Annotated in this window: 21 protein-coding genes and 1 pseudogene; 5 read left to right on the top strand and 17 right to left on the bottom strand. The window is 57.5% G+C overall.

The window, feature by feature from the left end; genetic code table 11:
- Positions 1-199: 199 nt before the first annotated feature.
- Together NKK51_RS29400 and NKK51_RS29395 are read right to left on the bottom strand one after the other, a co-directional pair.
- The gene (locus NKK51_RS29400) at positions 200-415 is read right to left on the bottom strand and encodes a helix-turn-helix domain-containing protein (protein WP_352555666.1); all 216 of its coding nucleotides are present in this window, start codon (positions 413-415) and stop codon (positions 200-202) included.
- 174 nt (positions 416-589) lie between these two features.
- Positions 590-868, bottom strand: a complete 279-nt coding sequence (locus tag NKK51_RS29395) for a helix-turn-helix domain-containing protein (protein WP_348524474.1) — start codon at positions 866-868, stop codon at positions 590-592.
- Between the two features lie 90 nt (positions 869-958).
- On the opposite strand from NKK51_RS29395, the gene NKK51_RS29390 reads away from it, so the two are divergent.
- On the top strand, positions 959-1,237 hold the full coding sequence (locus tag NKK51_RS29390) for a DNA -binding domain-containing protein (RefSeq protein WP_023671869.1): 279 nt from the start codon (positions 959-961) through the stop codon (positions 1,235-1,237).
- An 8-nt stretch (positions 1,238-1,245) separates the two neighbouring features.
- Here the strand turns inward: NKK51_RS29390 and NKK51_RS29385 are convergent, their stop codons facing one another.
- From NKK51_RS29385 to NKK51_RS29335, 10 genes and pseudogenes are all read right to left on the bottom strand, one after another.
- On the bottom strand, positions 1,246-1,677 hold the full coding sequence (locus tag NKK51_RS29385; RefSeq protein ID WP_352555674.1) for a DUF2285 domain-containing protein: 432 nt from the start codon (positions 1,675-1,677) through the stop codon (positions 1,246-1,248).
- Positions 1,678-1,798: 121 nt separating this feature from the next.
- Positions 1,799-2,056 carry a transcriptional regulator domain-containing protein gene (locus NKK51_RS29380; RefSeq protein WP_352555664.1) on the bottom strand — a complete coding sequence of 86 codons (258 nt, stop codon included), beginning with the start codon at positions 2,054-2,056 and terminating at the stop codon, positions 1,799-1,801.
- Between the two features lie 43 nt (positions 2,057-2,099).
- A complete protein-coding gene (locus NKK51_RS29375; RefSeq protein ID WP_352555662.1) occupies positions 2,100-2,717 on the bottom strand; it encodes an acyl-homoserine-lactone synthase in 618 nt (205 codons plus the stop codon).
- Positions 2,718-2,807: 90 nt separating this feature from the next.
- Positions 2,808-3,535, bottom strand: a pseudogene (locus NKK51_RS29370) (LuxR family transcriptional regulator).
- Between the two features lie 312 nt (positions 3,536-3,847).
- The gene (locus NKK51_RS29360; protein ID WP_352555658.1) at positions 3,848-5,602 is read right to left on the bottom strand and encodes a CocE/NonD family hydrolase; all 1,755 of its coding nucleotides are present in this window, start codon (positions 5,600-5,602) and stop codon (positions 3,848-3,850) included.
- A gap of 586 nt (positions 5,603-6,188) precedes the next feature.
- Complete coding sequence (locus NKK51_RS29355) at positions 6,189-7,295, bottom strand: ABC transporter ATP-binding protein (protein WP_352555656.1); 1,107 nt, start codon at positions 7,293-7,295, stop codon at positions 6,189-6,191.
- Complete coding sequence (locus NKK51_RS29350; protein WP_352555654.1) at positions 7,292-8,308, bottom strand: ABC transporter ATP-binding protein; 1,017 nt, start codon at positions 8,306-8,308, stop codon at positions 7,292-7,294. The genes NKK51_RS29355 and NKK51_RS29350 overlap by 4 nt, the downstream gene beginning before the upstream one ends.
- Entirely contained in the window at positions 8,305-9,198 is an 894-nt protein-coding gene (locus NKK51_RS29345) for an ABC transporter permease (protein ID WP_352555652.1), read from the bottom strand. The genes NKK51_RS29350 and NKK51_RS29345 overlap by 4 nt, the downstream gene beginning before the upstream one ends.
- Before the next feature lies 1 nt (position 9,199).
- Positions 9,200-10,138 carry an ABC transporter permease gene (locus NKK51_RS29340; RefSeq protein ID WP_352555651.1) on the bottom strand — a complete coding sequence of 313 codons (939 nt, stop codon included), beginning with the start codon at positions 10,136-10,138 and terminating at the stop codon, positions 9,200-9,202.
- Between the two features lie 20 nt (positions 10,139-10,158).
- Entirely contained in the window at positions 10,159-11,739 is a 1,581-nt protein-coding gene (locus NKK51_RS29335; protein ID WP_352555649.1) for an ABC transporter substrate-binding protein, read from the bottom strand.
- A gap of 779 nt (positions 11,740-12,518) precedes the next feature.
- Here NKK51_RS29335 and NKK51_RS29330 point away from each other — a divergent pair.
- From NKK51_RS29330 to NKK51_RS29315, 4 genes are all read left to right on the top strand, one after another.
- Complete coding sequence (locus NKK51_RS29330; RefSeq protein ID WP_352555647.1) at positions 12,519-13,883, top strand: NAD(P)-dependent oxidoreductase; 1,365 nt, start codon at positions 12,519-12,521, stop codon at positions 13,881-13,883.
- On the top strand, positions 13,880-14,587 hold the full coding sequence (locus NKK51_RS29325) for a class I SAM-dependent DNA methyltransferase (protein ID WP_352555645.1): 708 nt from the start codon (positions 13,880-13,882) through the stop codon (positions 14,585-14,587). The genes NKK51_RS29330 and NKK51_RS29325 overlap by 4 nt, the downstream gene beginning before the upstream one ends.
- Entirely contained in the window at positions 14,584-15,513 is a 930-nt protein-coding gene (locus tag NKK51_RS29320; RefSeq protein ID WP_352555643.1) for a 2-oxoglutarate and iron-dependent oxygenase domain-containing protein, read from the top strand. The genes NKK51_RS29325 and NKK51_RS29320 overlap by 4 nt, the downstream gene beginning before the upstream one ends.
- Before the next feature lie 401 nt (positions 15,514-15,914).
- Entirely contained in the window at positions 15,915-17,141 is a 1,227-nt protein-coding gene (locus tag NKK51_RS29315; protein ID WP_352555641.1) for an ATP-grasp domain-containing protein, read from the top strand.
- A 967-nt stretch (positions 17,142-18,108) separates the two neighbouring features.
- Here the strand turns inward: NKK51_RS29315 and NKK51_RS29310 are convergent.
- The 5 genes from NKK51_RS29310 to NKK51_RS29290 all read right to left on the bottom strand — a co-directional run bounded on the left by NKK51_RS29310 (position 18,109) and on the right by NKK51_RS29290 (position 23,433).
- Positions 18,109-18,300 carry a hypothetical protein gene (locus NKK51_RS29310; protein WP_352555639.1) on the bottom strand — a complete coding sequence of 64 codons (192 nt, stop codon included), beginning with the start codon at positions 18,298-18,300 and terminating at the stop codon, positions 18,109-18,111.
- Positions 18,301-18,965: 665 nt separating this feature from the next.
- Positions 18,966-20,021, bottom strand: a complete 1,056-nt coding sequence (locus NKK51_RS29305) for an ATP-binding cassette domain-containing protein (RefSeq protein WP_352555638.1) — start codon at positions 20,019-20,021, stop codon at positions 18,966-18,968.
- Positions 20,018-21,052, bottom strand: a complete 1,035-nt coding sequence (locus tag NKK51_RS29300) for an ABC transporter permease (protein WP_352555636.1) — start codon at positions 21,050-21,052, stop codon at positions 20,018-20,020. The genes NKK51_RS29305 and NKK51_RS29300 overlap by 4 nt, the downstream gene beginning before the upstream one ends.
- 171 nt (positions 21,053-21,223) lie before the next feature.
- Positions 21,224-22,195 carry a glycine betaine ABC transporter substrate-binding protein gene (locus NKK51_RS29295; RefSeq protein ID WP_352555634.1) on the bottom strand — a complete coding sequence of 324 codons (972 nt, stop codon included), beginning with the start codon at positions 22,193-22,195 and terminating at the stop codon, positions 21,224-21,226.
- Between the two features lie 152 nt (positions 22,196-22,347).
- Positions 22,348-23,433 carry a mandelate racemase/muconate lactonizing enzyme family protein gene (locus NKK51_RS29290; RefSeq protein ID WP_352555632.1) on the bottom strand — a complete coding sequence of 362 codons (1,086 nt, stop codon included), beginning with the start codon at positions 23,431-23,433 and terminating at the stop codon, positions 22,348-22,350.
- Position 23,434: the final 1 nt, after the last annotated feature.

The following is a 23,434-nucleotide window of genomic DNA, read 5'->3' as shown; positions in this document are numbered from 1 at the left end:
ACAGCCCGAAGGGCTGCCCACGCCAAGGGGCGAAGCCGAATGGCCGAGACCGCCTGAGCTTGCCGAAGAAAAGCGGGCTCGGTTCACGAGCACCTGGTGCGCGCTGTAACGCGCGCGGGCGCTCCTGTCAGCAGCATGAAAATGCCTGGAAACCTTAGGCCGAGTCTCATCAACCGCGGTTTCGTCCCTCCTTCCAGATCTATTCAGAATGAGGGTTGAGTAAATCGGCCGGCTCGATTCCGAGCACTCTGGCGAGTTTTGCCACAGTATCAATACTGGCGGCATAGACCGAGCGCTCAAGTGCGCTGACATATGTTCGGTCGACGCCAGCTTCGTGCGCCAGCGCTTCCTGGGACAGTTTCTTTTTTTGGCGTTGCCTACGCAGATTGCGGGCAAAGACCTCTCGGATTTCCATGCACGAGAAGCCACCCTCTTGTCGAGGATTTCACCACGGAGTATTCTCTACAAAGATCAGAGACAACAAAGGGCGAGCGGCTGCACGGCATCATTTCGCGAGGGCAAATCCCCTGAGCCGTGAACTCAAGGACGGGAATCGTGAAGTTTGGCAGCCAAACAAAGCGCACGCCATCTACAGGTCACGGGCGCGACGCAATTGTGCCAGAAGCTCGCAAGGATCGATACCGAGAGCCTCGGCGACGTCGAGAAACTCAATGACGTCCAGCCGACGTTCACCACCCTCGTACTTGGCCACGAAGGATTGTGGGCGGCCCAACATATCAGCAACCTGGGTCTGGGTGGCACCTTTGGTTTTGCGCGCCGCAATCAGCCGTTGTAGCAGCCGGCGCTGGCGAGCTGATCGAAGTGATTTCGGCATCAGACGAACCGGGCCAAGAAGGAACCGGCTCATGGACTAATCCCAGTTTCGGATTATCCCATTTTAGGATCTTGTGCGGTCAAAGATCTGCGCGGCGCAGGATAGGTCTCGGCGAGAGATGAAATGGTAGACAGATTGCTCAAACCTGCTGTTGCCGACGAGGTCCCATGGGCGGAGAGCCTGACCGCTTACGACGATGAGCACTTCACGACATATTTGAAGCTCTTAGATGCATGCGCCGGCAATGCCAGCGAAGAAGAGATGGCCCAGGCGATATTGGGAATCGATCCGGTGCAAGAGCCAGCGCGCGCCCAAAGGGCGGTTCGCAGCCATCTGGCGCGCGCCCACTGGCTGGTGGTGGCGGGGTACAAGGAGCTGTTCTCTGGCCGCCAAAAGGCCTGATGGTGGCGTTATAGAAGAAGACGCTTATAACCACTGTTCATTAGCGAGCGCCCGCGTCTGACTGCACGGCGGACGCTGTCTCGAAGATGGTCACCGGGGTCGGCCCAGTCCTGCTCGACACGGGCTCTGCCGAAGAGAGCAAGGCCGATTTCGCGGTGTGATACGCCAGCGATGAAGCCATCGAGGGCATGTAAGACTCGGCGCAACCGCGAGCTACGGGGCTCGGTCGGAAAGAATCCTGATTGCAGCCTGCCGGTCCAACAGAGGCTGTTCAGACATTCCAACGCGTTCAGGCGCTGCTTCAGTTCCTCTGGCGACCAGAGGACCGAGGATGTCAATCGCACAGGTTCGAGGATGCTGACGCCGGAAGCAGCCAGCTGCAAGCTCCTGCCACTGTCCTCGACTAGGAGGTGCTGATGCCCGTCCCGCGTGACGAGCATGGAGATGCGGCAGGAGTGCCGGTCGAGATCAAGCAAGTCGACCCCGCGCGGCCGCGCCGCCGTTTCGGCCACAACGGGCAAAACATGCGGACATTGGCAGCGGCACCAAAAGACGCTCGCATCAGTTCCTTTTGAGCTTGCAAAACAGAAGGCCCCAGCGCGAGAGATCAACAGTATTCGAAGCCAGGCTGATAATGTCCATGGACCGGGCGTTCGTGCGTTCGGCACCGCGTAGCGCGTTCGCCAGATCCTTTTGGAAGTCCGGATTGCGCCTGAGGAATTCCCAGGCCCAGCCTCGGCTGGTGAGCTGGTCGACATAGCCATAGGCACGATCATCTTGCCTGTCCGGCCAAGCAGGGCCAAGTCTTGTTTCGTCCATTGCATCATTTCCAGAAAGGGTTGGATTGCAGGCTCAGGCGATCTTAAATGACCGGGGTCCACAGGATCGGGCCCTTGAGCCCGCCATTGCGACGCAGGGCTTCCAAGCTCTCTCTCGAGACGTCGAGATATCCGGCAACGGCGTGTGTGTTGCCAATTGTTTGCGGATCGGACAACCGTTCAAGTGGCCAGCCGGCGCGACGCAAAATCCGCTCTATGCGCAGATCGGTTACGGTGACGATGCTGCGCAGACCGCGTGACAAACCAAACTCGACCATTCCGGCAAACAGCTCGTAGGTGCCAATTGCGATGCCCGCCTGTTTGGGCGCGGAAGGCGGCAGATCAAGCGCAAAACGGCTGCTTTCCCAAACACGTGGATCTTCCGGCGCTGGACGGTCGGCAAGAAGAGCGAAGAAGTTATCACGCAGCATCGTCGGTCCTGTAGTCGGCAATAGGCGCACGCAGCCGTCGATGCATCCGGCGGCCGCACGCAGCAATAGGTAATGGGGACGAAGCGCATCAAACGGATCGACCTCAAAGCCGCCGCTGAACGAAACGTCCCAATCAAGTCGATCCCTGAAAACGCGATACCGCAAGCGATGCATCTGCTCGAGCTCGTCGCTGAACTCAGCGTAACAATCCGGGGTGATCAACTGCAACATGATGGCCTTCTCCTCGCATGGATAGCACCTGCGATTGAAGGCAAAGGCCGGAGTTGAAACAACCTGTGTATGTGCCCAGGTTTCGGGAGATCAGGTGAAGAGAGATGGCCGAGACAGTGCCAGCCGAACAGCTGCCTGAATAGCCGTCTTCACGCCAAGCTTCTTCTTGGCGTTATCCCGATGATAGGCTGCGGTGCTCCGACTGATTCCCAAGATGCGGCCGATTTCCCACGCCGTCTTGCCCCGAGCCGCCCACTTCAGACACTCCATTTCCCTTTGAGATAGGGTAACGCCATCCACGGTCCTGCCGTCGGCCAGCTTGCGACAGGCATGAAGATGGAAGAAGATCGCGATGAGTTCGAGCGCGCGGTCATATCGATTAATCAGGCGAAAGAACGGTGGTCGCCTTTCATCGGAGGCGAAGGTCAGTGCTGCAAAACTACCGGTGCTGTCATGGATCGGGATCGTGAAGCCGCAGTGAATGCCAAATTGCGTCGCCTCATCCATCAGTTGTCGCTGCTGCGTCGATAGTTCGAGATCAGCACCGTGCGCATCCCAGTTGAATGGTTCCTGACCACCACGCGCTTGATGAATTACCGGGTCAATCTTTTCATACCGACTGTGAAGGTAGTGAGATGTCAGGATTGAGGGTAGGTGGAAATCAGGCGCACGTTGCGGCCCTTGCCAGAAGAAGGGAAAAAATAGGCGAAAGACGGCAAATCGAGCGAAGAGGCAATCTCGCCCAGAGCGTTGCGCAGGTCCGTCGCGTCAGCGCTGTTTGCGATTTGCTCGACAAATCTATGAAAAGCGTCTTGCATAGCTACATCAGGTCGGCTGGCTCGAAGCCCTGAAGCCTTTGAAGCCTTGAAGCCTTGAAGCCTTGAAGCCTTGAAGCCTTGAAGCCTTGAAGCCTTGAAGCCTTGAAGCCTTGAAGCCTTGAAGCCTTGAAGCCTTGAAGCCTTGAGTGTTATCCAAATATTTAATTCAAGCGAGGGCGTAACGTTTGAGGAGAACGGTCCAGTCGCTGACTATCGCTCGGCGAGAGGGTGAAGGAAAATCCTTGTGCGCATGCGGGTCTCGCATGCGCACCGTCAAACGGAATCCCTACCGGACTGTCGTGTTAGGCAGGATCAAAATTCATTTGGGTTAGGGGACTGGAAGCCTCCAGCTATGAATTTACCTTCCTTGCGGCTTGGTTGATTAAGAAGTGTACCGCCTGCAGGCGCTGGGGCTTGTGCTATCACGCCTGGGAAGATCGGCAGGATTATTCTGGAAGAATGCGTTTCAGAATGGTAAATTCGATTGATAGAGAGAGAGCCAGCTGGAATGCTCGCAACTAAACGGTGCGGGATAGGGTTTGGTGCGCCAATTGTCAGCTCAAGACTATGCCCCTTTCGTACAACGTGAGCGAGCGGATTGAGCAAAGACATCCTTACTTCATATATCTGTTTCGGCTTAAGCTTTTCGTTCTTTGCGAACGAATGTAACACCTCCTCGGAAGTGGTCTGTGCTTCATCAATCTCTTGGAAAGATGCACGGTGTAAGCCTGATTGTAGGAACAGAACGGTATCATCTGGACCGACATCTTTGAGCGTGATTGCTAAATCGGCATCGTCTCCGCTATCAATGCTAAGAAATAGAATCACCTCCGGGTTCCCTAACAGCGTCATGTCATCGATTGTCGCTTCGGTTCGATAGTTTAGTACTCCGTATTCATATGGCAGAAGCGCAAATTGTTTATCCCCGCCAGTAAGTTCGACTCCGGTCGGATAGATATAGGAACGGACACCTTCCTTTGGGCTTGAGGAAGGCTGTTCGATTGAAAGGCTCCCGTCTGACGTGAGGAAAAAGGGCCGCCGTTTCACCGCAGGCTCTGGCCAGGTAGAATGAGACGTAGTCCAACCTGCAATCGCTTTCTTCGGATCGCCTTCGGCCGCACTCACTTCCCAGAATACCTTTACGGCCGGTTCATTCTCAATGCCATTTTGGATACCTTTGACCCAGCGATCTAGGAACCTAATCTGTTCGGCGCGGATGAAAGGATAGCCCCTCCAGAAGGATCCGGTTCTGTGGTCCCCATTCGTCAGTAGTAGTCGTTTGTTTTTCAAGTTAGGCATCAATCGACCGAAGATTCGCGCGCCCTCTCTCGCGGCGCCGCCCCATTCATCGTGCCACGCGCCTATGATCATAGTCGGTACGTTAATTTGGCCTACAACCTCAGCGCGGGCGGGATCCACGCTGTGCCACCACTCATCTTTGAACGTGTGCTCTCGCATCAAGTCAAAATATTGGTTCTTGACAATCTGCTGAGCACTTCCACGAATCTTATCGTATTCGGTGTCGCCGTGGCTTAGCCGCCAATCCACTCCGCTCAAGTGAGTGTGAATCTGGGTCCAGATTTCCCATGTCGCTAAGCTTGGCTGCATCATGCCGCCCAAGTATCCCATGGTTTCGAAACCATCGCAGAGCGCAGAGGGCACAATGGCTTTCAAGTGAGGAGGCTTCTCCGCAGCGACCCAGAGCTGGCTCGATCCCACATATGAATTGCCCGCCATCCCGATGTTCCCGTCGCTCCAAGGCTGCTCAGCGATCCATTCGATGATCTCGGCACCACAGGCGCCTACTATGCGGTTCGGAAACCAGTGGTCGACGATACCTTCCGAGCACCCTGTTGCAGGCCAGTTTGCGCCGAGGATAGCATAACCAGCATCTAAGCATGGCTTGGCATCTTCGAACGGTATTGCACTGCCGGCATAGGGAGAGAAGGTAAAGATGGTCGCGTGTCGGCCGATCTTAGGGCGGTATGAAACGTATGCGATACGTGTGCCATCTCTCATGGGCACGTACGCTACGTCGCAAATAACATCAGATTCCATATAGTTCATGTTGTCCTCCGTGTTTAGCTATGCGCAAGGTCTGGCTACTGCCAAGATGGGTTCAGTCCCGATAAGGCTACACAGGATGCGGCCGTCCGAACGGACCCTCCACGATCGCTGCCATAGGTAATCGGAGTAATCCCGCGCCGACGTCCGCCGGGGAGACACCAGAAGAGCCACCGGCGGAGCGCTCCAAATTCTATGGATTTCCGCTAATGCCATCGAGAATGCGTTAGCTGAGTCCGACAGGCCCAACTGGGGGTAATGTTGCTCTTCCGACACACCGAAGTCCGCGGGCCCGGGCGTGACAAAAAATACCTGTCGGTTTTGAGCGGCAGCATTGAACACGCGGTTTATTTTTCCTGGGGCGTCCATCTTCGCGAGCTCCTATTTCCTCGTGAAGGAATGCACCCGTTGAAAGGCCTGGCGTCGGCGCCCCCAACGATCTCAGTACCTTAGATGCGGATCAAACTCGTCGTGAGCGTCGCGTGCCAAGCCCGTCAGTTCCACAGGCGTCACTTCGCTCGCTATCACGAGCAAAGCCAATCGGTGGCGTCGTATCTATGTATTTGCTCAATATCATTTCAGCGATCCCTCACTTTCTCCCGATTATCTTGGCGCGACGAAGCGTGGCGGCTGTATAGGCGCGATCATGACTCGCCACCGTTGGAGTTGGCCTAACTGGAGACAGCGGTCCCTGCTCCAACTGCCCCATTTCGCCCTTCAGTGGAAAATGGCATCTGAAACTGTGCTCGTTGTCTTCTGGGCTTGCTGAAGCTTCAGGGAACACGCGATGACAGATATCCTGCGCATAGCGACAACGGGTGTGGAACTCGCAGCCGGATGGTCGTCTCATCAGACTCGGCACCTCACCCGTGAGCTCGATCCTATTGAGCACCGCATCCGGATCAGGCTCGGGATTGGCCGCAAGCAGCGCCTCCGTATAGGGATGACGCGGGTGCTCAAAGATGCGCTCGGTCGAGCCGACCTCAATAAAGCGGCCGAGATACATGATCGCCATTCGATCGGTCATGTGGCGCACGACATTGAGATTATGCGAAATGATCAGGATCGCCATACCGAGTTCGTCCTGAAGCCGCGCGAGAAGATTAAGCACCTCGCCCTGCACCGAGACATCGAGGCCTGCAGTCGGCTCATCGGCGATGATCAAGTCCGGATTCAGTGCAAGAGCACGCGCGATACCAACGCGCCTGGCCTGACCTCCGGAAAGTTGATGGGGATAGCGGCGGACAAAATCCGCCGGCAAGCCGACCATCCGAAGCAGGTGCTCGGCTTCGCTTCCCGCATCGCGATCCTTTAGTCCATGGATCCGGAAAGGCTCCGTCAGCAGTGATCGCACCGTCAGCCTTGGCGAAAGCGAGCCGACCGGATCCTGGAACATCATCGCCATGCGCCGCAAGTAAGGCTTGCGTTCAGCCCCGCTTAGCTCCTCAATTTTCTGTCCGTCGAAGCTGATGCTGCCGCTCACGGCCCGCTGCAAGCCGATTATCGTGCGCGCGATGGTGGATTTGCCTGAGCCGCTTTCGCCGACAAGGGCGAGTGTCTCGCCCTTGTCGATTTCAAAGGACACGCCGCATACCGCGTCGATCAAAGAGGCCTTCGTCCCGGTTGCGAACGCCTTCAACGGACCCATGGTGCGGAAGCGGACACGCAGGTCGTCTACCCGAAGCAGCGCGCTCATGCCGAAACCAGCCGTTCTTCGTCGAGGAGATGGCATCGTGCGACTTGGTCTACGCCGATGCGGTACTCACCCGGGTTCTCTTGGACACAGCGGTTGGACGCATGTCGGCAGCGTGTGCAAAAGATGCAACCCTTCCTGTTGCCTAGAAGACTCGGCACCTCACCGGGTATGGTCGGCAAAGTCCGTGTCTTTTGTCTGATCCGTCCCGGATCGCAGTCGAGCAGCGCGCGCGTGTAGGGGTGAGCAGGATTGTGAAAGATGTCCCGGACAGCTCCCTGCTCCACCACTTCGCCCGCGTACATGACGGCGACCCGGTCGCACAACTCAGCCACCGCGCCGAGATGGTGGGAGACGAAGAGAATCGAGCAACCAATTTCTGTTTGCAGATCCTTGAGCAAATGAATGATCTGTACTTCCAGCGTTGCATCGAGTGCCGTTGTCGGCTCGTCGGCGACGAGGAGCGCTGGTTTCACAAGCAGCGCCATGGCAATGCAAACGCGCTGCCGCATGCCGCCAGAGAAATGATGCGGATAGGCCGCGATACGGCTTTGCGGATCAGGAATTCCTACCCGGAGAAGCATTGCGATGGCACGAGCGCGCTTTTCGCTCCGGCTTCCCTGTTCGTGGTGCTGAATATCGATCATCTGGCTCTCGATAGTCCGCACCGGATTGAGTGCGGTCATCGGATCCTGAAAGATCATGGAGAGACGGTCGCCGAGCAGGCTCCGCCGCGCCTGAGCCGGCATTTTGAGCAGGTCTTCACCCTCGAACAGAATGCTGCCGGCTGTCACATCTGCATTTTCGGCCAGCAGGCCCATCACTGTATACGCGAGCGTCGACTTCCCGGATCCGCTTTCGCCGACTATGCCAACCACCTGTGCGGCTGGCACGTCGAGAGAAACGTTACGCAGGGCATGAACGCGCCCACGCGATGTGCCGAAATCGAGATTTAGGTCACGAATCTCAAGAAGCGGCCGGGCGGACTTATGCTGTGTCAGATCCTCGCGTCTCATAGATCTTTCCGCAATTTTGGATCGAATGTGTCACGCAGCGCCTCGCCCAGGAACGTGAAGCCAAGCGTTGCCAGGACGATGGGAATGCCGCCGGCTATGACCAACCAAGGCGTCTGGTTGATGTAGCTATAACCATCGTTGAGGATAGCACCCCAATCGGGCGTTGGTGGTCGCACGCCCATGCCCAGAAAGCTGAGACCCGCCTCTACGGCGATGACGGCCGGCACGTCCATGCTCACGAGAATGAGAAGCGGGCCGAGGACGTTGGGCAGTATGTGCACGGCCAGAATACGCGTCGTGCCTGCGCCCATACTACGCTCTGCGGCGATATACTCACTGCTACGCAGCGCTTCCGTCTGCGTGCGCACGACGCGCGCGTAAATGGGCATGGACGTTATTGCGATGACGAGGATGACACTCGCCAGGCTTGGTCCCAGAAGCGCGATCATGGCCAGCGCAAAAATGATACTGGGAAACGACCGGATCGTATCTAAGAAAAGCAGGAGCAAATTGTCGAGCCAACGCGGACCGAAGCCCGCGATCAAACCAAGGACCAGGCCGACTGCCAGTGAACTGCCCAGAGAGGCGAAAGCAACGAGGAGCGGGATACGGCCTCCCATGATGGTGCGAGAAAACGTATCGCGGCCCAGTTGGTCCGTGCCCAGCAGAAAATCCAGTGAAGGGCCAGCCAGACGTGGCCCGACCATGATCCGGGTCGGATCGTGCGTGATAACCAGCGGAGCGAAGATCGCAATTGCTGCTATGAGGACAACAAGCAGCGCTCCGAGAATGCCCAGGCGGTTTTTGCGAAATTGCCCCCAAAAGGTGCGAAAGGCGCCGACAGCCGTGGCATCGTTGGCTTTCGGACGGAGGGCTTCAACGCTTACCATGTCAGAGCTTTTCCCGGGTTCGCGGATCGAGCAATGCGTTGACCACATCCGAGACCGTCGTGGCGGCAACAATGAGGAAGGTTGTGACGAGCACGACGCCCATCACGATCGGATAATTCCGTGTATTGACCGCGTTCACAATCAACGCGCCTATGCCAGGTCTCGCGAAAACCACCTCGATAAAGACAGCGGACGAAAGCAGCCACGCGATGCCTACCCCGAGTATGGTCACGGTCGGCAGGATCGCGAGCGGCAGCGCGTAGCGCGCAACGATGCGCCATTCCGAGATCCCGAAGGAGCGAGCCATTCGGATGTGGTTTTCGCCCAGGACCTCAAGCATGGACGCGCGAACCAATCGGGAGATGTAGCCGACCCAGCCAATCCCTATGGCGAAAGCTGGGAGGATGAGATGGATAAGTCCATCCCAGAATCCATTGCCGACACCGATCGCTGGCAACCAGCGCAGCGTCACGGCAAATATCAGCAGCGCGTAGACCGCCACGACGAAGGAAGGAATTGCTATCGTGGCGACCGTCACGACACCGGCCACCTGGTCGACCAAGGAGTTGCGCCGCATCGCCGAGTAGCAGCCGAGCGGCACCGCTACCACGACCGCCCATAAGATCGAAACCATGATCAGTTCGGTCGTATGGGGCAATTGCTCGAAGACAATGTCGGCAACAGGCCTCTGGCTGAATACGTCAAAGCCGAGATTGCCATGAAGCAGCCCGCCGAAGAACGTGACGATCTGCACGATGAGCGGCTTATCCAGCCCCATCTGCTGATGCAGCAGCGCCTTCATCTCGGGCGTCGCCCGCGGGCCGAGGAGAACCGCGGCAGGATCGCCGGGCACTGCCCTGATCATCAGGAATAATAGCGTCACCGCGATCGCAATAATTGCAATCGCGAGGACGATACGCTTGACGAGATACAGCCACATATTCCCTACGCCGCTTGAGGCTAAACCGGCTTGAAATTGAGGAACAGCGGGCGTCCGTCCGGGAGTGTCGCGGCCTGCGTTTTCGTGGTGCGATACATAACTGGATCGCCTCCATAGGTCAGAAATCGGAAGGCGCCGGACTCCTCCAAGAGATCCTGCATCTCTTGGTAGACCTTCGCCCTCTCGTTCGGGTCGCTGATGGTGACCCCCTTGGCGCTGAGCTCGTCGTAACGCTCGCTGCGAAAACGCTGCCAGTTCCACACGCCCACTTGATCTTGCACGAACCAGGTCGTTGCGTAGTGCGGATCAGGCAAATTGCTGAAGTACATGACGGTGAGCTGCAGCTCCTTCCAGCGATCGCCTTCCGATTCCATGCCGAGCGCCCAGTACGATCCGCTATCCTGGACATTGACTTCTACCGTGATGCCGATCTGCGATAATTGTGCCTGCACAGTCTGGGCTATGGTCGAATAAGTGCTCTCGTTCAGGCAATCCATGGTCAAGTTTAGATCGCTCACACCGGCCTTTTCCAGGAACTCCTTGGCTTTTTCGACATCGCCTTCCGGCGGGACGAGTGCTTTCTCGCGATGCCCCACAATACCTGGAGGAATGGTGCCTGTGCCGACCTCAGCCTGTCCAGCATATGCGACATCCAGGATCTGGGGCACATTGATCGCCCACTGAATCGCCTTGCGAACATTAATATCCTTCAGCTTCGGATGATCCATATTCATGCCGATCCAATAGTAACGGAGCGAAGAATGTTCCTCGACCTTGGTCTCGGCGGGCGGATTGCTCTTCAACGTCGAAAGCGTATCCAGACTGATACCAGCGAAATCAACGTCGCCCGCCTGATAGGCACGTTCCGCCGTCTTGTCGTCGTTAATCGGGATGATGCGGATTTCGTCGAAGCCCGGCTTTGGCCCCGACCAGTCCGGGTTTCGGGTCAGAAGCGTATACTGCTTCGCCTTCCAGTCGGCGAGCACGTAAGGGCCGGAGAAAGCCGGCGGCTTCATGCCGAAACTGCTGCCATTCCCAGTTGCCTTCATCACCGCATCCTCTGAAACGATATGGCCAACTCCAAAGGGGAGCGCGACGTTCCAGACCGGCACAAACGGCGTCTTGAATACGATCACGCCAGTATAGTCATCCTCGATCTCAACGTGGTCGAGTGGGCCCCAATCGGGTTTGATCGGCGAATTGTGCTTGATGACACGCTCGAAAGAGAATTTGACGTCCCTAGCGGTCATTTCGCCGTAACCGCCGGTGAACCTGGTGCCTTTCTTAAGATGGAAGCGGATATGGGTGGGGTCGACCTCTTCGATTCGTTCCGCCGCTTCCAGTTCCCAGCCCCATTCGGAGCCCGGCTTGTACCGAATGAGCTTCGAATAGATGCAGTTCGTCACGTCTATATCCCCGAAGCCGATGTAGAATCCGGGGTCGAGAGTAGCGATATCGGAACCGGAGCGCACCTTGAGCACCTTGCCCTCGGCGGCCCAAATGGCTTGCGACAAGGGCATCCCGGCGATAACTCCCCCACCCAGCGCGGCGCCGGTCTTAAGAAAAGCCCTTCGGCTCATATTGCGTGCGGTATCATTCATGATTGTTCCTCCCGTTCTGTTGAGCGATTTCCCCCTTCGCAGCAGGGCCGCTTTCGTCTTGCTTAACCTGGCTCGTCAGCGAGATCGTGAGCCGCACTTTCGACGGACCGTCGGCGCGGGCGCGCCTGCTGCTTCGCTGCCAAAAAGGTTCCCAGAAACAGGAATTATACCAGCATCGGACATTTAACTAACGAATATAGTTCGAGGCTGGCATCGACTTTCTCGATCCCCATCCCACTTGAGTGACTTCCAATCCAAAAGCACGGGAGGATGGTTCACTCGTCATTCGATAAATAGATCATCAGTGTTTTTCTCTAGCCGAAAGGGAGCACGGGCGCGTGCATTCCGGGGAGCCGCAGCTTTGCCGCTTCTCTGAACCGTGCCGGTGAGGGCATCACTGCATCTCGACGGCGACCCGTCATGATCGACTTCTCCGGACCGATATCGTCTTTGCGTGAGGCCGAAGCAAACGCCAACACCAGATGAAGGCAGAAAGCCACGATTCTCCACTGCCCTTCTACGCAGATGTTCACGGGGCGATCCAATCGCCACAATCAGCGCGAATTCAATGAGCTCTCTGCGTTTTGGCGAACAGATTCTGTCACTCGACAGTCTTCTCCACCATCATTCAGTTTACAAAAGTGTGACAATTATAAGTCACAAATGTTTAAATAACCGCCACGGGGCGATATACTTTCTCAATATATCTTTAATGGAAACCGCCAAATTTTGCCACAATCAAATCGGACTTTTGTCATGGCCAGCGGAGATCTACGTCAATGTCTCATCGTGACTTTACTTGTAAAATGACGTCCCATGTGGGTGCCGCTCATTTCCGCAATGGTCAACAAATCGCATTCATTGGTACTGGCAGCATGGGGCGACCGATGATCGCCAAGCTCTTGCAAGCCGGCTATCCGGTGAATGTCTACGACATCGATCCCGCGGCTGCGAGAGACGTGCTGGAAAAGGGAGCCCGGTGGCATAACGCACCGCGCGACGCGGCCCGCGATTGTGAGATTGTCATCACCTGCCTGCCGCTGCCACATGACGTCTTTGACAACATGACGGGCGAGCAAGGCGCCTTGGCCGGAATGGCATCGGGCAGCGTATGGATCGATACCTCCACCACGGACTACCACAACACGATCGAGATCGCCCGCCGGGCGGCAGCAACTGGCGTGTATTCGCTAGAGGCGCCCGTGAGCAATTTGTCCCACATGGGGGTCGATTTTAGCAACGTTAGCTTTTTCGTCGGCGGGCGACCGGAGGCCTATGCACTTAGTGAAGCGGTGTTGCAAACAATTGGAGCTGTATCTTTTCATGTCGGAGACATCGGTCAAGGCCAATCAGTCAAACTACTGACGAACCTACTCTTTTACACGGCTGCCGTTGCGAGCGGCCATGCGCTCTGCCAAAGCGTGCTCGCCGGCGTTCCAGCCCAGCAGGCATGGCGGAGTTTTGTTAGCTCCGTGGCGAACTCAGTCGCGATCGAACAGTTCGCCCCGTTTCTCCTGGACGGCAGTTACGACTGCTCCTGCGCTTTGGAGATTGCTGTGAAGGACATGGAGTTGACTGTTCAATTGGCCGACGAACTCGGCGTGAGGCTGACGATTGGGCGTGCGGTCGAAAAGCGGTATAGCGAGGCCGGACGGAAGTTCAACCGATACGATAACCATCTGCGAGTAGTCGAATTGGCCCAGGCGGCCTACGGCGTTCGAGTACAAGTGCCAGGTTATCGAGCGCCATCCAAGTACGGGGCCGACCCCGAGCATCCGCCAGACCAAGAATTCCTGACCGATCCGATCGGACGGATCAAACCGAAGCGTGAGCATGTATTTCCGCTCGACGACGTCCCACTCAGTGACATTCAGATTCATTTGCTCAAGTCGCTGGTTGGCGAGCTCATCTACGTTAATCGCCTGATCCTTGACGAGGCGTTTGATCTCGGACGCGGCATGGGCCTGAAGGATGCCCTGATCTACGACGTTATTATCTGGAGCGTAGGCGCCTCAGCTTGGTCGGACAGTCGGGCTCAGGAATACAGCAACGCGCAGATTGTAGATCCAGCCGGGACCGTTGCGCCTTCGCTTAGTACTATACCGCATCTCATCCACCCTTTCACGGAGAAACTACCGTCATGACCACCCTCGATCAGCAGACAGCACTAGAGCAAGCCGCACGAAAGCGCATCAAAGATTCTCATGCCCTCGAGGGCGACGTCGGTCGGTTGGTCCACTTCTATCGCGGTTGGGCCAGTTCCTATGAGTTGGATGTCGGCCGCGACGGGTACTGCGGGCCGAGAATCGTGGCGGAACTGGCGGGTGCCGTGCAGACCGCGTATTTGGCCAATGACCGCGCAGCCATCGCAATCTTGGACGCGGGTTGCGGGACTGGCCTCGTCGGCTTGCAACTGGAGCGCCTAGGCTTCCGGTTGATCGACGGTTGCGACCTCTCCGAGGAGATGGCCGAACAGGCCCGGAAAACTAGCGTCTATCGCCATGTCCAAGGCGATGTCGACCTTAACGGGCCGCTCTCCGATTACTCCAGCGCGAGCTATGACATCACGGTCTGCTGCGGCGTGTTCACGCTCGGGCACATCGGACCGAACGCACTGCGCGAACTGGCTCGCGTGACGCGCCCCAACGGATTCATCATCGCAAGCACCCGCAAGAGCTATGCGGAGGCCACATCCTTTGAACATGAGGTGCGGCGTCTGCAGGATGAAGGCGTGCTTGTGACGGCACAGCGTCTAAACGATGGCAAATATATCGCTGAGGAGGGTGCGCATTACTGGGTTTTCAAAATGCCCGATAGGGCCTGCGCAGAAACGGAGCAGCAGCTATGACCACACTACCGCAAATCTCACTAGCAAAATTGGCCGCCGATACAACGCGACAAGAAGAGCGCGAGCGCCTACGCCGGGCCTGCGAGGAATACGGGTTCTTCTACCTCGAGCACGGTATCCCGAAAGAACAGATCGCAGAAGCCATCCAGGCTTCCCGGCGGTTCTTCGCGTTGCCACAGGCGACAAAGGAACGTTTCGGTCACTCCGCCCAAGACGTGTACCCCACTACCGCCCGTGGATACACTCCGTTGTACGGCGAGGCGCTGCATCCCGAGGCCGGCCCCGATCCGAAGGAAATGTTCGACCTCGGAATCGAGAACGAAGGCGACCGGCGTCCGTTTGCTGGTTGCACACGCCTTCCGGATGACGCGGTGGCTCCTGGTTTCGCGCGAAGCCTGCTTGCTTTGCAGGCTATCATGGTCAACGACGTTGTGCCGAAGCTCGGAATCGCGCTAGCCGACCTGCTCGATATGGAAGAGGGCTGGTTCCGACGCCATTTCAGCCCGCCGACGGTCCTGCAACGCGTGATCCGGTATCCATCTACTGGCGGCACGGCCGGAAAGCATACCGACAATGGGTTCTTCACGCTGCTGCTGCAGGAGGAACTCCCCACGCTCTCCTTGCAGGTATGGTTCGGGGAGCGCTGGGTGCCGGCGCCGAGCTTGCCCGACACTCTCGTTGTCAATCTGGGCGACATGCTTCAAGCCTTGAGTGATGGCCGCTTCAAGAGCACGCCCCATCAGGTCGTGCACACCGGTTCGGCCGAACGAATTTCGCTTCCCTTCTTTATCTATCCTGACATCGACGCTCGCCTGACTTCCCGGCAAGGAAAGCAAACCTTCAGCGTCGCAGAAGTGATGCTGCGCAACTTTGAATCAATCTGGGAAACCGGGGATGGCGCCGGACGAGCGCGAGAGTTGCAGTAGGTCGTTCGCGGTTGATGGCCCTCGATGGCGGCGATGTCGGTTTTCTCGGAAACCTAACGGTGGCTCGGTCGGTTCAATGGTAGAATTCGGGCAAGCCCTTTCGGGGCTGGCGACGGCAATCATGCTTCGCACCGTGCCGGCAGTTCCATCGACACGGGTCTGGCCCGATCCGAGCATTTCTCCTTCAACGGCCGGAAGGCTCCGCCATTCTTGGCTCCGTGTCACACCGTCGGCAACCAAAACGTTGCAACAGATCCTTCCACTAAATTCACAAAATCTTTGCAAACGCAGAGTGCGGACGATGGTACCCCCATCGTAAGTCTAGGGAGGGCACGGCTAGAAAAGCTGATGCCCATCTACAATCTGACCCCCGCACAACTCGCAATAGAGGCTCAACAGCAATGCGAAGACGAGCGCTCATCTTGGTTGAAGGCGGTCCATGGGGTTGTGATCTGCTATACGCACAAGCGGCCCAGCGGCTAGGCCTTCATCTAATCATCCTTTCGGCTCACTCAACTTGCGACGACAATCTTGCGGCGGAAGAGATTCAAACAATGCGTGTCGATACAAGCAATCTCGATGCGCTGATCCGTGAATGTTCCCGGATACGTGCGACATATGATATTGTTGGCATTGCGGGCAAATCTGTGGCCTACGCGACAGTAGGCAAGCTTTGCCGGCATTTCGGTCTACCGGGACCGAACCCCGCATCTATTGAACTATGCCAAGACAAATTCCTTCAACGTCAGCTCCTTGCGGATGCCGGCGTTCCAATGCCTGCCTATCGCTTGGCAGCGAATGCGAAGGACGTTGAAAGCTCTGCAGCAGAGATCGGCCTGCCGGTAATTCTTAAGCCAACTATAAACGGCGGCAGTATTGGAGTTCGATTGTGCCGCAACTTAGACGAGGTAGCCGAGCATACGGCATATCTGTTGGGCGGGAAGCACATATGGCTATCCTTGCCGAGAATACTGGTTGAAGAATTCGCACAAGGGCCCTACTATACCGCTGATATAATGGGAAATGAGGTTATTGGAATTGCCGCCGGTGACTTCGGCCCTCCGCCGCATTTTGTTTATCGACAGTTCACCTATCCGGCCCTTCTGACTGATGAGGAGTATAACCGTATCGCCGATGTTTCGTTGAGCTGTTTGCGAGCTCTCGACCTTAGCTGGGGGCCAACGAACATTGAATTCCGGTGGACGAGGGGTGGCCCAGTCGTCATTGAAGTCAATCCGCGTATGGGTGGCACGCCCGATCCCCAACTGGTTCGGCTGGCTTACGGTATCGATCTAATCACCGAACACATCAAGCTTGTCATCGGCGACGAATGCGATTTGCGTAAAAGGCATTCGCACACTGCGGCCGCGCGGTTCCTGGTTGCTGATCGCGATGGCGCCCTCGATTGGATCGGTGGCGACAGTCAAGCGGCTGCCGTATCAGGTGTGGCCGAGGCCAAATTATATGTTGAACCCAAGACGCCGATCGTCAGGAAAGGCGACTACCGAGACTGCATCGGACATGTCATCGCCGCTTCACCTACCCATGCGCAGACCGAGGCGATACTTCAGCATGCCGTCGACTTGATCGATTGGTCCATCACACCATTTCCGATCCCTGACGAATAGAGCAATTTGAGGCCGTATCTCCCGGCGCAGGTGGCGCCAGGCAAGATCTGATCGTGACGAAAGTAGGTGCAATTGTCTGAATCCGAGTATGCCATGCTGAGGCATGTGGGGATAGGTTTATTTCCCAAAGCCTCGTCTTAGCGCCCTTACCCAGAAGGAAACTGACGGTAGTTTTCATGAAAGACCCCAAGGGCGAGGAATCTCTGCGCCTGCAAATAATTGGGTCATCTTGCTTTGCATCTTGGGCTCCTCATTCAATAACTGGGTTGTCATAGATGTAACGTCGCAGGGCAAGTATTTCGTCTCATTGCAGATAATTGACTAGCTTCGAATAAAGCGCGTTCCTCTCCGGAGAAACGACGCCCTCATAGCTCTGCAGCAAGACTAGCCATCATCTCGACGAGCTGATCGCTGAAGTTGCTGTCGGAGGGCACTCTTGTTCTCAAGCACGCTGATGTAGACGACGACAGTGGCAGTGTCAGGGTTTGCAAGCAGTACTGACCGCTCCGGCCGCCGTGGCCGAGCCAAGTGCCGTCGGTTATCGTTTGGCGGCTATAGCGGCGCGACTTCTGTAGGGACGGCCCCGGATTGCGGCGGGTATCTTCGATGAAGGCGGCATCGCCCACGCGGCGCCCCTCGACCCCTCGCCCTTGCGCGCGAAGAGCAGGCCGTAGCGCGCGAGGTCGCGGAGAGGCAGGTGCCGCCGTTGACCGCGGCACGCCCTCACGGTCGCAGGTGATATGGAAGTACCCTTCGATGCCCGCGGCCTCGACAATCTCGATCAGCCAGTGGCGCAGCGGCCGGCCACTGGCGCGCTCGACTATCCACCCGATGACTTCGCTGTTAATCGACTTGTAGAGGCGTGGCCCGCACAGTTCACGAGATCATCGCTAGCGACTCCACAGAGGAAGGCTTGAATTGTGCCCTCCTTCTCGCCCTCCGGTGGCAAGCGCCATCCTGCGTCGCGCTAGATGGCAAACCACGTCGCGCAGGGGTCGTTGAGATCCTCGGAGAAGTCGTTGGCAAGCTCCGCCTTCGTCGTGGTGCAGCGACGCTCAACCTGTTGCTCGGCCGCTGCGTCGCCGACGGTCTCGTCGACCCTGACCGCAGAGGTAGGGACTACCTGCCCGAGATCGGCGCGGGTTATGGCCGGACGCATCCTATACGAGGCGTATGCGCCGGACTTCGGTCCGGATAGGCCTCACAGCATCCAACCGATCACCAAGACGGAAATGCGGTATGGCGAGGAAACGAGCGACCTCAGGACGTTCGCCGATCGTCCAGTCGATCTGCTTCACGAGGGGAAAGACTGAGGGGGCGCGGAAGGAGAGGCTGTAACGGGCCATCCTGTGGAGGTTGTGGAAGCCATAGCGGCCGTAGTCAGGCAGGTTCCAGCGCGGCTTGTTGTCGGCAGCTATGACGAGGTCGGACTTGGGGTCGAGGCGGCTTCATGTGGCGGGTCCTCCAAGATGGGATCCGTTCGTGGGATTCATGGCCGAACACCGCGTGTGTCTCGCGTCTTTACCAGCGTCCTAACGTTTACAGGGTTAATGCGCGGATCAACCTCATCGTATGCCTCTCGGGCCATGCGGATCAGCCCGACAGGAGTCATTTCGCCCGCGCTCAACAGAGAGGCCAAACCGACGGCATCGTATTCTGCATGTTCACTCACCGTCATTTCGCGTCCTTCTTTTTCCATTAAAGGAGCGACGCCTGGTGAGCTTCGCCATGAGGGATCGCAGCCACTTCGTCGGACACTTACGCGGCAACAGCGTGGTCCATTCGGTTGAGGAGCGCCATGGGAATCCCATCGTCGTGGTGGCCTTACATGTTGCTGTGACTACGCCCAGTCGCGGCGGTAGGGACCAGTGCCTTTAGAACGTCAGTCATCTTCAGCGTTCCCACGCGGGCGCCATCCGAATGCACTGCAAAGGACTTGTCGGCCGCGCCATGGGATTTGTGGATTGCCCGCTCCAAGGTGTCGTCGCCATCGAGGACTTCGTAGCCGTCACCTTCGACCGTCGTCTTTTCCATCACCGAGCGGACGCGAAGCACCCGGGCTCGGTTGATATCGCTGACGAAGTCTTCGATGTAGGGGGCGGCCGGGTGGAGCAGGATGTATTGCGGTTCCCCCTGCTGCACGATCTCGCCGTCTTTCAGGATCACTAGGTGGTCGGCAAGCTTGAGGGCCTCATCAAGGTCATGGGTGATGAATACAACCGTTTTTTGGAGGTCTTTCTGCAACTCCAGGAGGAGGTTCTGCATGCTTGACCGGATCAGGGGGTCCAGCGCGGAATAGGCCTCGTCCATGAGCATGAGCTCGGAGTTCGACGTCAGCGCCCGCGCGAGGCCGACGCGCTGCTGCATGCCGCCCGAGAGTTGATGGGGATACAGCGCCTCCGAGCCCGCGAGGCCGACCCTGCTCAGCCACTTGCGAGCCGTTTCGTCGGTCTTGGACCGCCCGTCCCCGCGCACCGAACATGGCATGCCGGCGTTGCGCAGGACCGTTTCATGCGGCAGCAGCGCAAACTTTTGAAAGACCATGGACATCTGGGTCCGGCGCAGATGCTGGAGCCGGAGCCGGTCGAGCCTCATAATGTCTGTGCCATTGACGATCACCTCACCGGCTGTAGGGTCGACAAGGCGGTTGAGGTGACGGATCAAGGTTGATTTTCCGGAGCCCGACAGCCCCATGATCACCGTGATCTCGCCTTTTTTGATTTCAACATTGATGTCGCGCAACCCGAGCACATGGCCATGGGCTTGCAGCATATCCTTTTTGTGCATCCCGGCCTTCGCATAGGACACCATGGCCTGCGCGTTGTTGCCGAAGATCTTGTAAAGGTTGCGGATAGATACGAAGCTCTCAGTCATGCTCATGTCCGCGACTGGTGCATCTTGTTGACGCGCTGGAGGGCAGCCCGGCTGACCCGGTCGAGAACAATGGCCAGGAGGACAATGCCGAGGCCTGCAACAAGGCCGACGCCGAGTTCAAGTTTGTTGATACCGCGCAGCACAAGGGTTCCAAGGCCGGGCGCGGACACCAGCGAAGCGATGACAACCATGGATAACGACAGCATGATGGTCTGGTTGATACCAGCCATGATGTTCGGCAGGGCGAGCGGCAACTGGACGCGATAGAGCTTTTGCCAGGAAGTCATGCCGAAGGCCTCCCCCGCCTCCAGAACGTCCTTGTCCACCAGTCGGATGCCGAGGTTCGTGAGCCTGATCGACGGCACGATCGCATAGAGAATGATCGCGATGCCGTACAGCTTCGGCTCCGTGACGCTGAATAGGAAGATCAGCGGGATGAGGTAGACAAAGGTGGGCAACGTCTGCAGCAGGTCGAGAAAAGGCGTCAGCCAACTCTCTAACCGGTTGCTGCGCGACATCGCGATGCCGATTGGCACGCCGAGCAGGACGCACATGAATGTACAGACCATGATAATGGCGAGCGTCTGCATCGCGTAGCCAAAATGGTCAACGAACGCCAACCCCAGGAACGCCACCAGCACGAAAACCGTCACGCCGGTGCGACGTCCGGCAAAATGGGCGATGGCGACCAGGATCAGGATCGCGGCCCACCACGGAAGCGACTGCATCAGATCGATGGCGTTGCGCAAGGCGCAGCTCAATGGCTGCGTCACCGGGTCCAGAACGACTTTGACAGGGTCTTTCACGTCCAGGAACAGACGTTCCAAGCCGGCCGTCATGTCGCGGGTGCGTGGGATGGCGCCGCAGGCCTTATGAAGGACGTCCAGGGATGGAAACGGGAAAGATTCGGTTTGGTCGGCCCCCGCTGCGCCGGCCTTTGCAAGTAGATCGTCCATCGACATGGGACCGCCAATGGCGCCGGCGTCGCACCAGGACCGCAGTCCCAGCGTGTCAAAAACTTTTTCGTAAGCTGCCATGTCTATCCTTAAATCGCCGCAATCCGGCAGCCACGCCCATCAGGGCGCGGCCACCGGAATTGACCGAGGGGCTTGTCGACGTGCTTGAGGTGCCGCCAAGCATTTTGCCAAGTCAACCACCAGGCCGATACATCCCTTGGGTGGTGGGCCAGGTGACCGTGATGGCGGATCTCACTTCAGGACCGCCGCGAGCTTTTCCTTGGCCTCGGGGCTGAGCCAGTCCGCCCACACCGTCTTGTAGGTGGTGAGGAAGTGGACCGCCGATTCGTCGGCCGAAGCCTTCTTGCTATCCTGCCAGGCCAGTGTCTCGCTCATCTGCTCATTTGTGAAGGTCACCTTGGACATGAGCGCTGCAATATCGGGCTCGCGCTTCTCGAAATGCGTTGTCGCTGCCGTCACCACCTCTGCCGGCGGATAAGCGGACTTACCGGGTATCTTGCACGTTTCCACCGCGTTGCAGGCGTGGATCTCGGGGACATACGGGCCAATGTCGACCTTGACCATCTTGTACTTGCCGAGAACGGATGTTGGACCCCAATAGTAACCGAACCAAGGCTGCTTGTTCTCGTTGGCTGCGGCGATCGCCGCTGCCAACGTCTCTCCGGAGCCGTGATTAAAAACTTCAATGCCGTGGCCTTTCAAATCGAAAGCCTCAGCCAAATGGTCGTTTGTGATCTTACAACCCCAGCCTTCGGGGCAGTTATGGAATTTGCCGCCGACCCAGTCGGGATGGGCCAGAATGCCGTCGATCTTCGCAAGTTCCGGATGTTCATCAACGAGGTATTGTGGGATCCACCATGCATCAATGCCGCCGGGGGTCAGGACATGGCCCAACGTGTTAACTTTGCCGGCGGCCACCAGTGCTGGATAAGCTGGCGCGCCGTTGAGCCAGAGTTCGGTGACAATGTCGGGACGGCCGGTCTCTGCAACCGATGTGACTGCAGTAGCAGTAGCCGAAGGAACAACCGTGACCTTGCAGCCGTAGCCCTGCTCCATCAGGAACTTAGAGACGGCCGTGACGATCGAGCCCGAGGCCCAGTTCATTTCCGTGATGGTGACATCGCCGCATTTTGCTTCGGCCGCGGTAGCGGCAAGGGTGGCTATGAAGGCGGCGGCAGTCAGCTTTAGCATGCGTGAAAGCATTGTTCTCTCCTGTTGGTGTTCCATTCCAGGCGATGCCCCCGGCCTTCGCAACTGCCGGGGTGGTTCCCCGCAGCAGAAATTATAAGATCGCCCCACATTTAACTAACGAATATAATTCCGGCCTGACATCGAGTTTTCCGATGCAGCGGGCGTCAGTCGAGGGAAAAGCGGCTAACGGCGATCTCATCGAAGGTGAAGCCTGTCCCGGGCCGTGCAGATATGAGAACGTCCCCGTCTACGATTTCCATCTCTTCACAAAACAGCGGGGCATACCACGGCATGTGCTCCACAGAGATGCAGTTGGCGGCTGACCCGGCGATACATAGGCTGTGCTCCGTAAAGATATGAGTGGATATCGGCAGGCTATACGCTTCCGCGAGCGCGGCCACTCGGCGCATCTCCGATAGCCCGCCAATCCTCTGGAGGTCCGGCATCAACACATCTGCGGCGCGAGCATCGATGGTGTTGCGGATGCCGAAGCGGGTCCACTCGGTCTCACCTGAAGCGATTGCCATATCGAGCGCATTGCGGACCTCGGCCTGGCCCGCGAGGTCATGGACTGAGACCGGCTCTTCGAGCCATCCGATGTCGAGCTCCTCAAGCATCCTGCCAAGACGGATGGCCTGCTTTGGCGTGAGAGCTTGGTTGGCGTCCACAAGAACCTCAATGGATGGTCCGACCGTCTCACGGACCGCCTTGACACGTTCGAAATCCTTGCGCGGATCGGCATTGCCGACGCGGACCTTCATCGCCCGAAAGCCCTGCTGAAGGAAACTCGCTGCTTCATCGGTCAGCTCGTCGATGCTCTGCGAAAGCCAGAGCCCGCCGCTGGCGTAAGTGCGGATGCGATCCCGGCAGGCCCCGAAAATGTGATGCAGCGGTCGGTCCACGCTTTTTCCGACCAGGTCCCAGCAGGCGGTATCAAGCGCAGAAAGGGCAGAGATCGTGACGCCGGCATAGCCGGTCGGGTTGATTTCCGCCCATATGGAAGAATTGATCGCTGTCACATAGTGGGGGTCCTGACCCACAATGCGATGTGAAAAGCCGCGGACCATCTCGTCGAAGGCTTTGAGCCGGACTGCGTTCAACGTGAAAATATAACTTTGACCAACCAGCCCGACATCGGTTTCCAAGTAGACAAGCAGGCAGCCGACTGAGCGCATGTTATGAATGGCGGTGGTAATCGGCTTGGCAAAAGGCACATCCGTCAGTCGAGTCTTCAGCGCTGTGATTTTCATG

This window comes from Mesorhizobium sp. M0011 (genome assembly GCF_040324155.1).
In the GTDB taxonomy this organism is placed as follows: domain Bacteria; phylum Pseudomonadota; class Alphaproteobacteria; order Rhizobiales; family Rhizobiaceae; genus Mesorhizobium.
The sequence above is the reverse complement of the archived record's forward strand: the minus strand, read 5'-3'. Positions and strand labels throughout refer to the sequence as shown.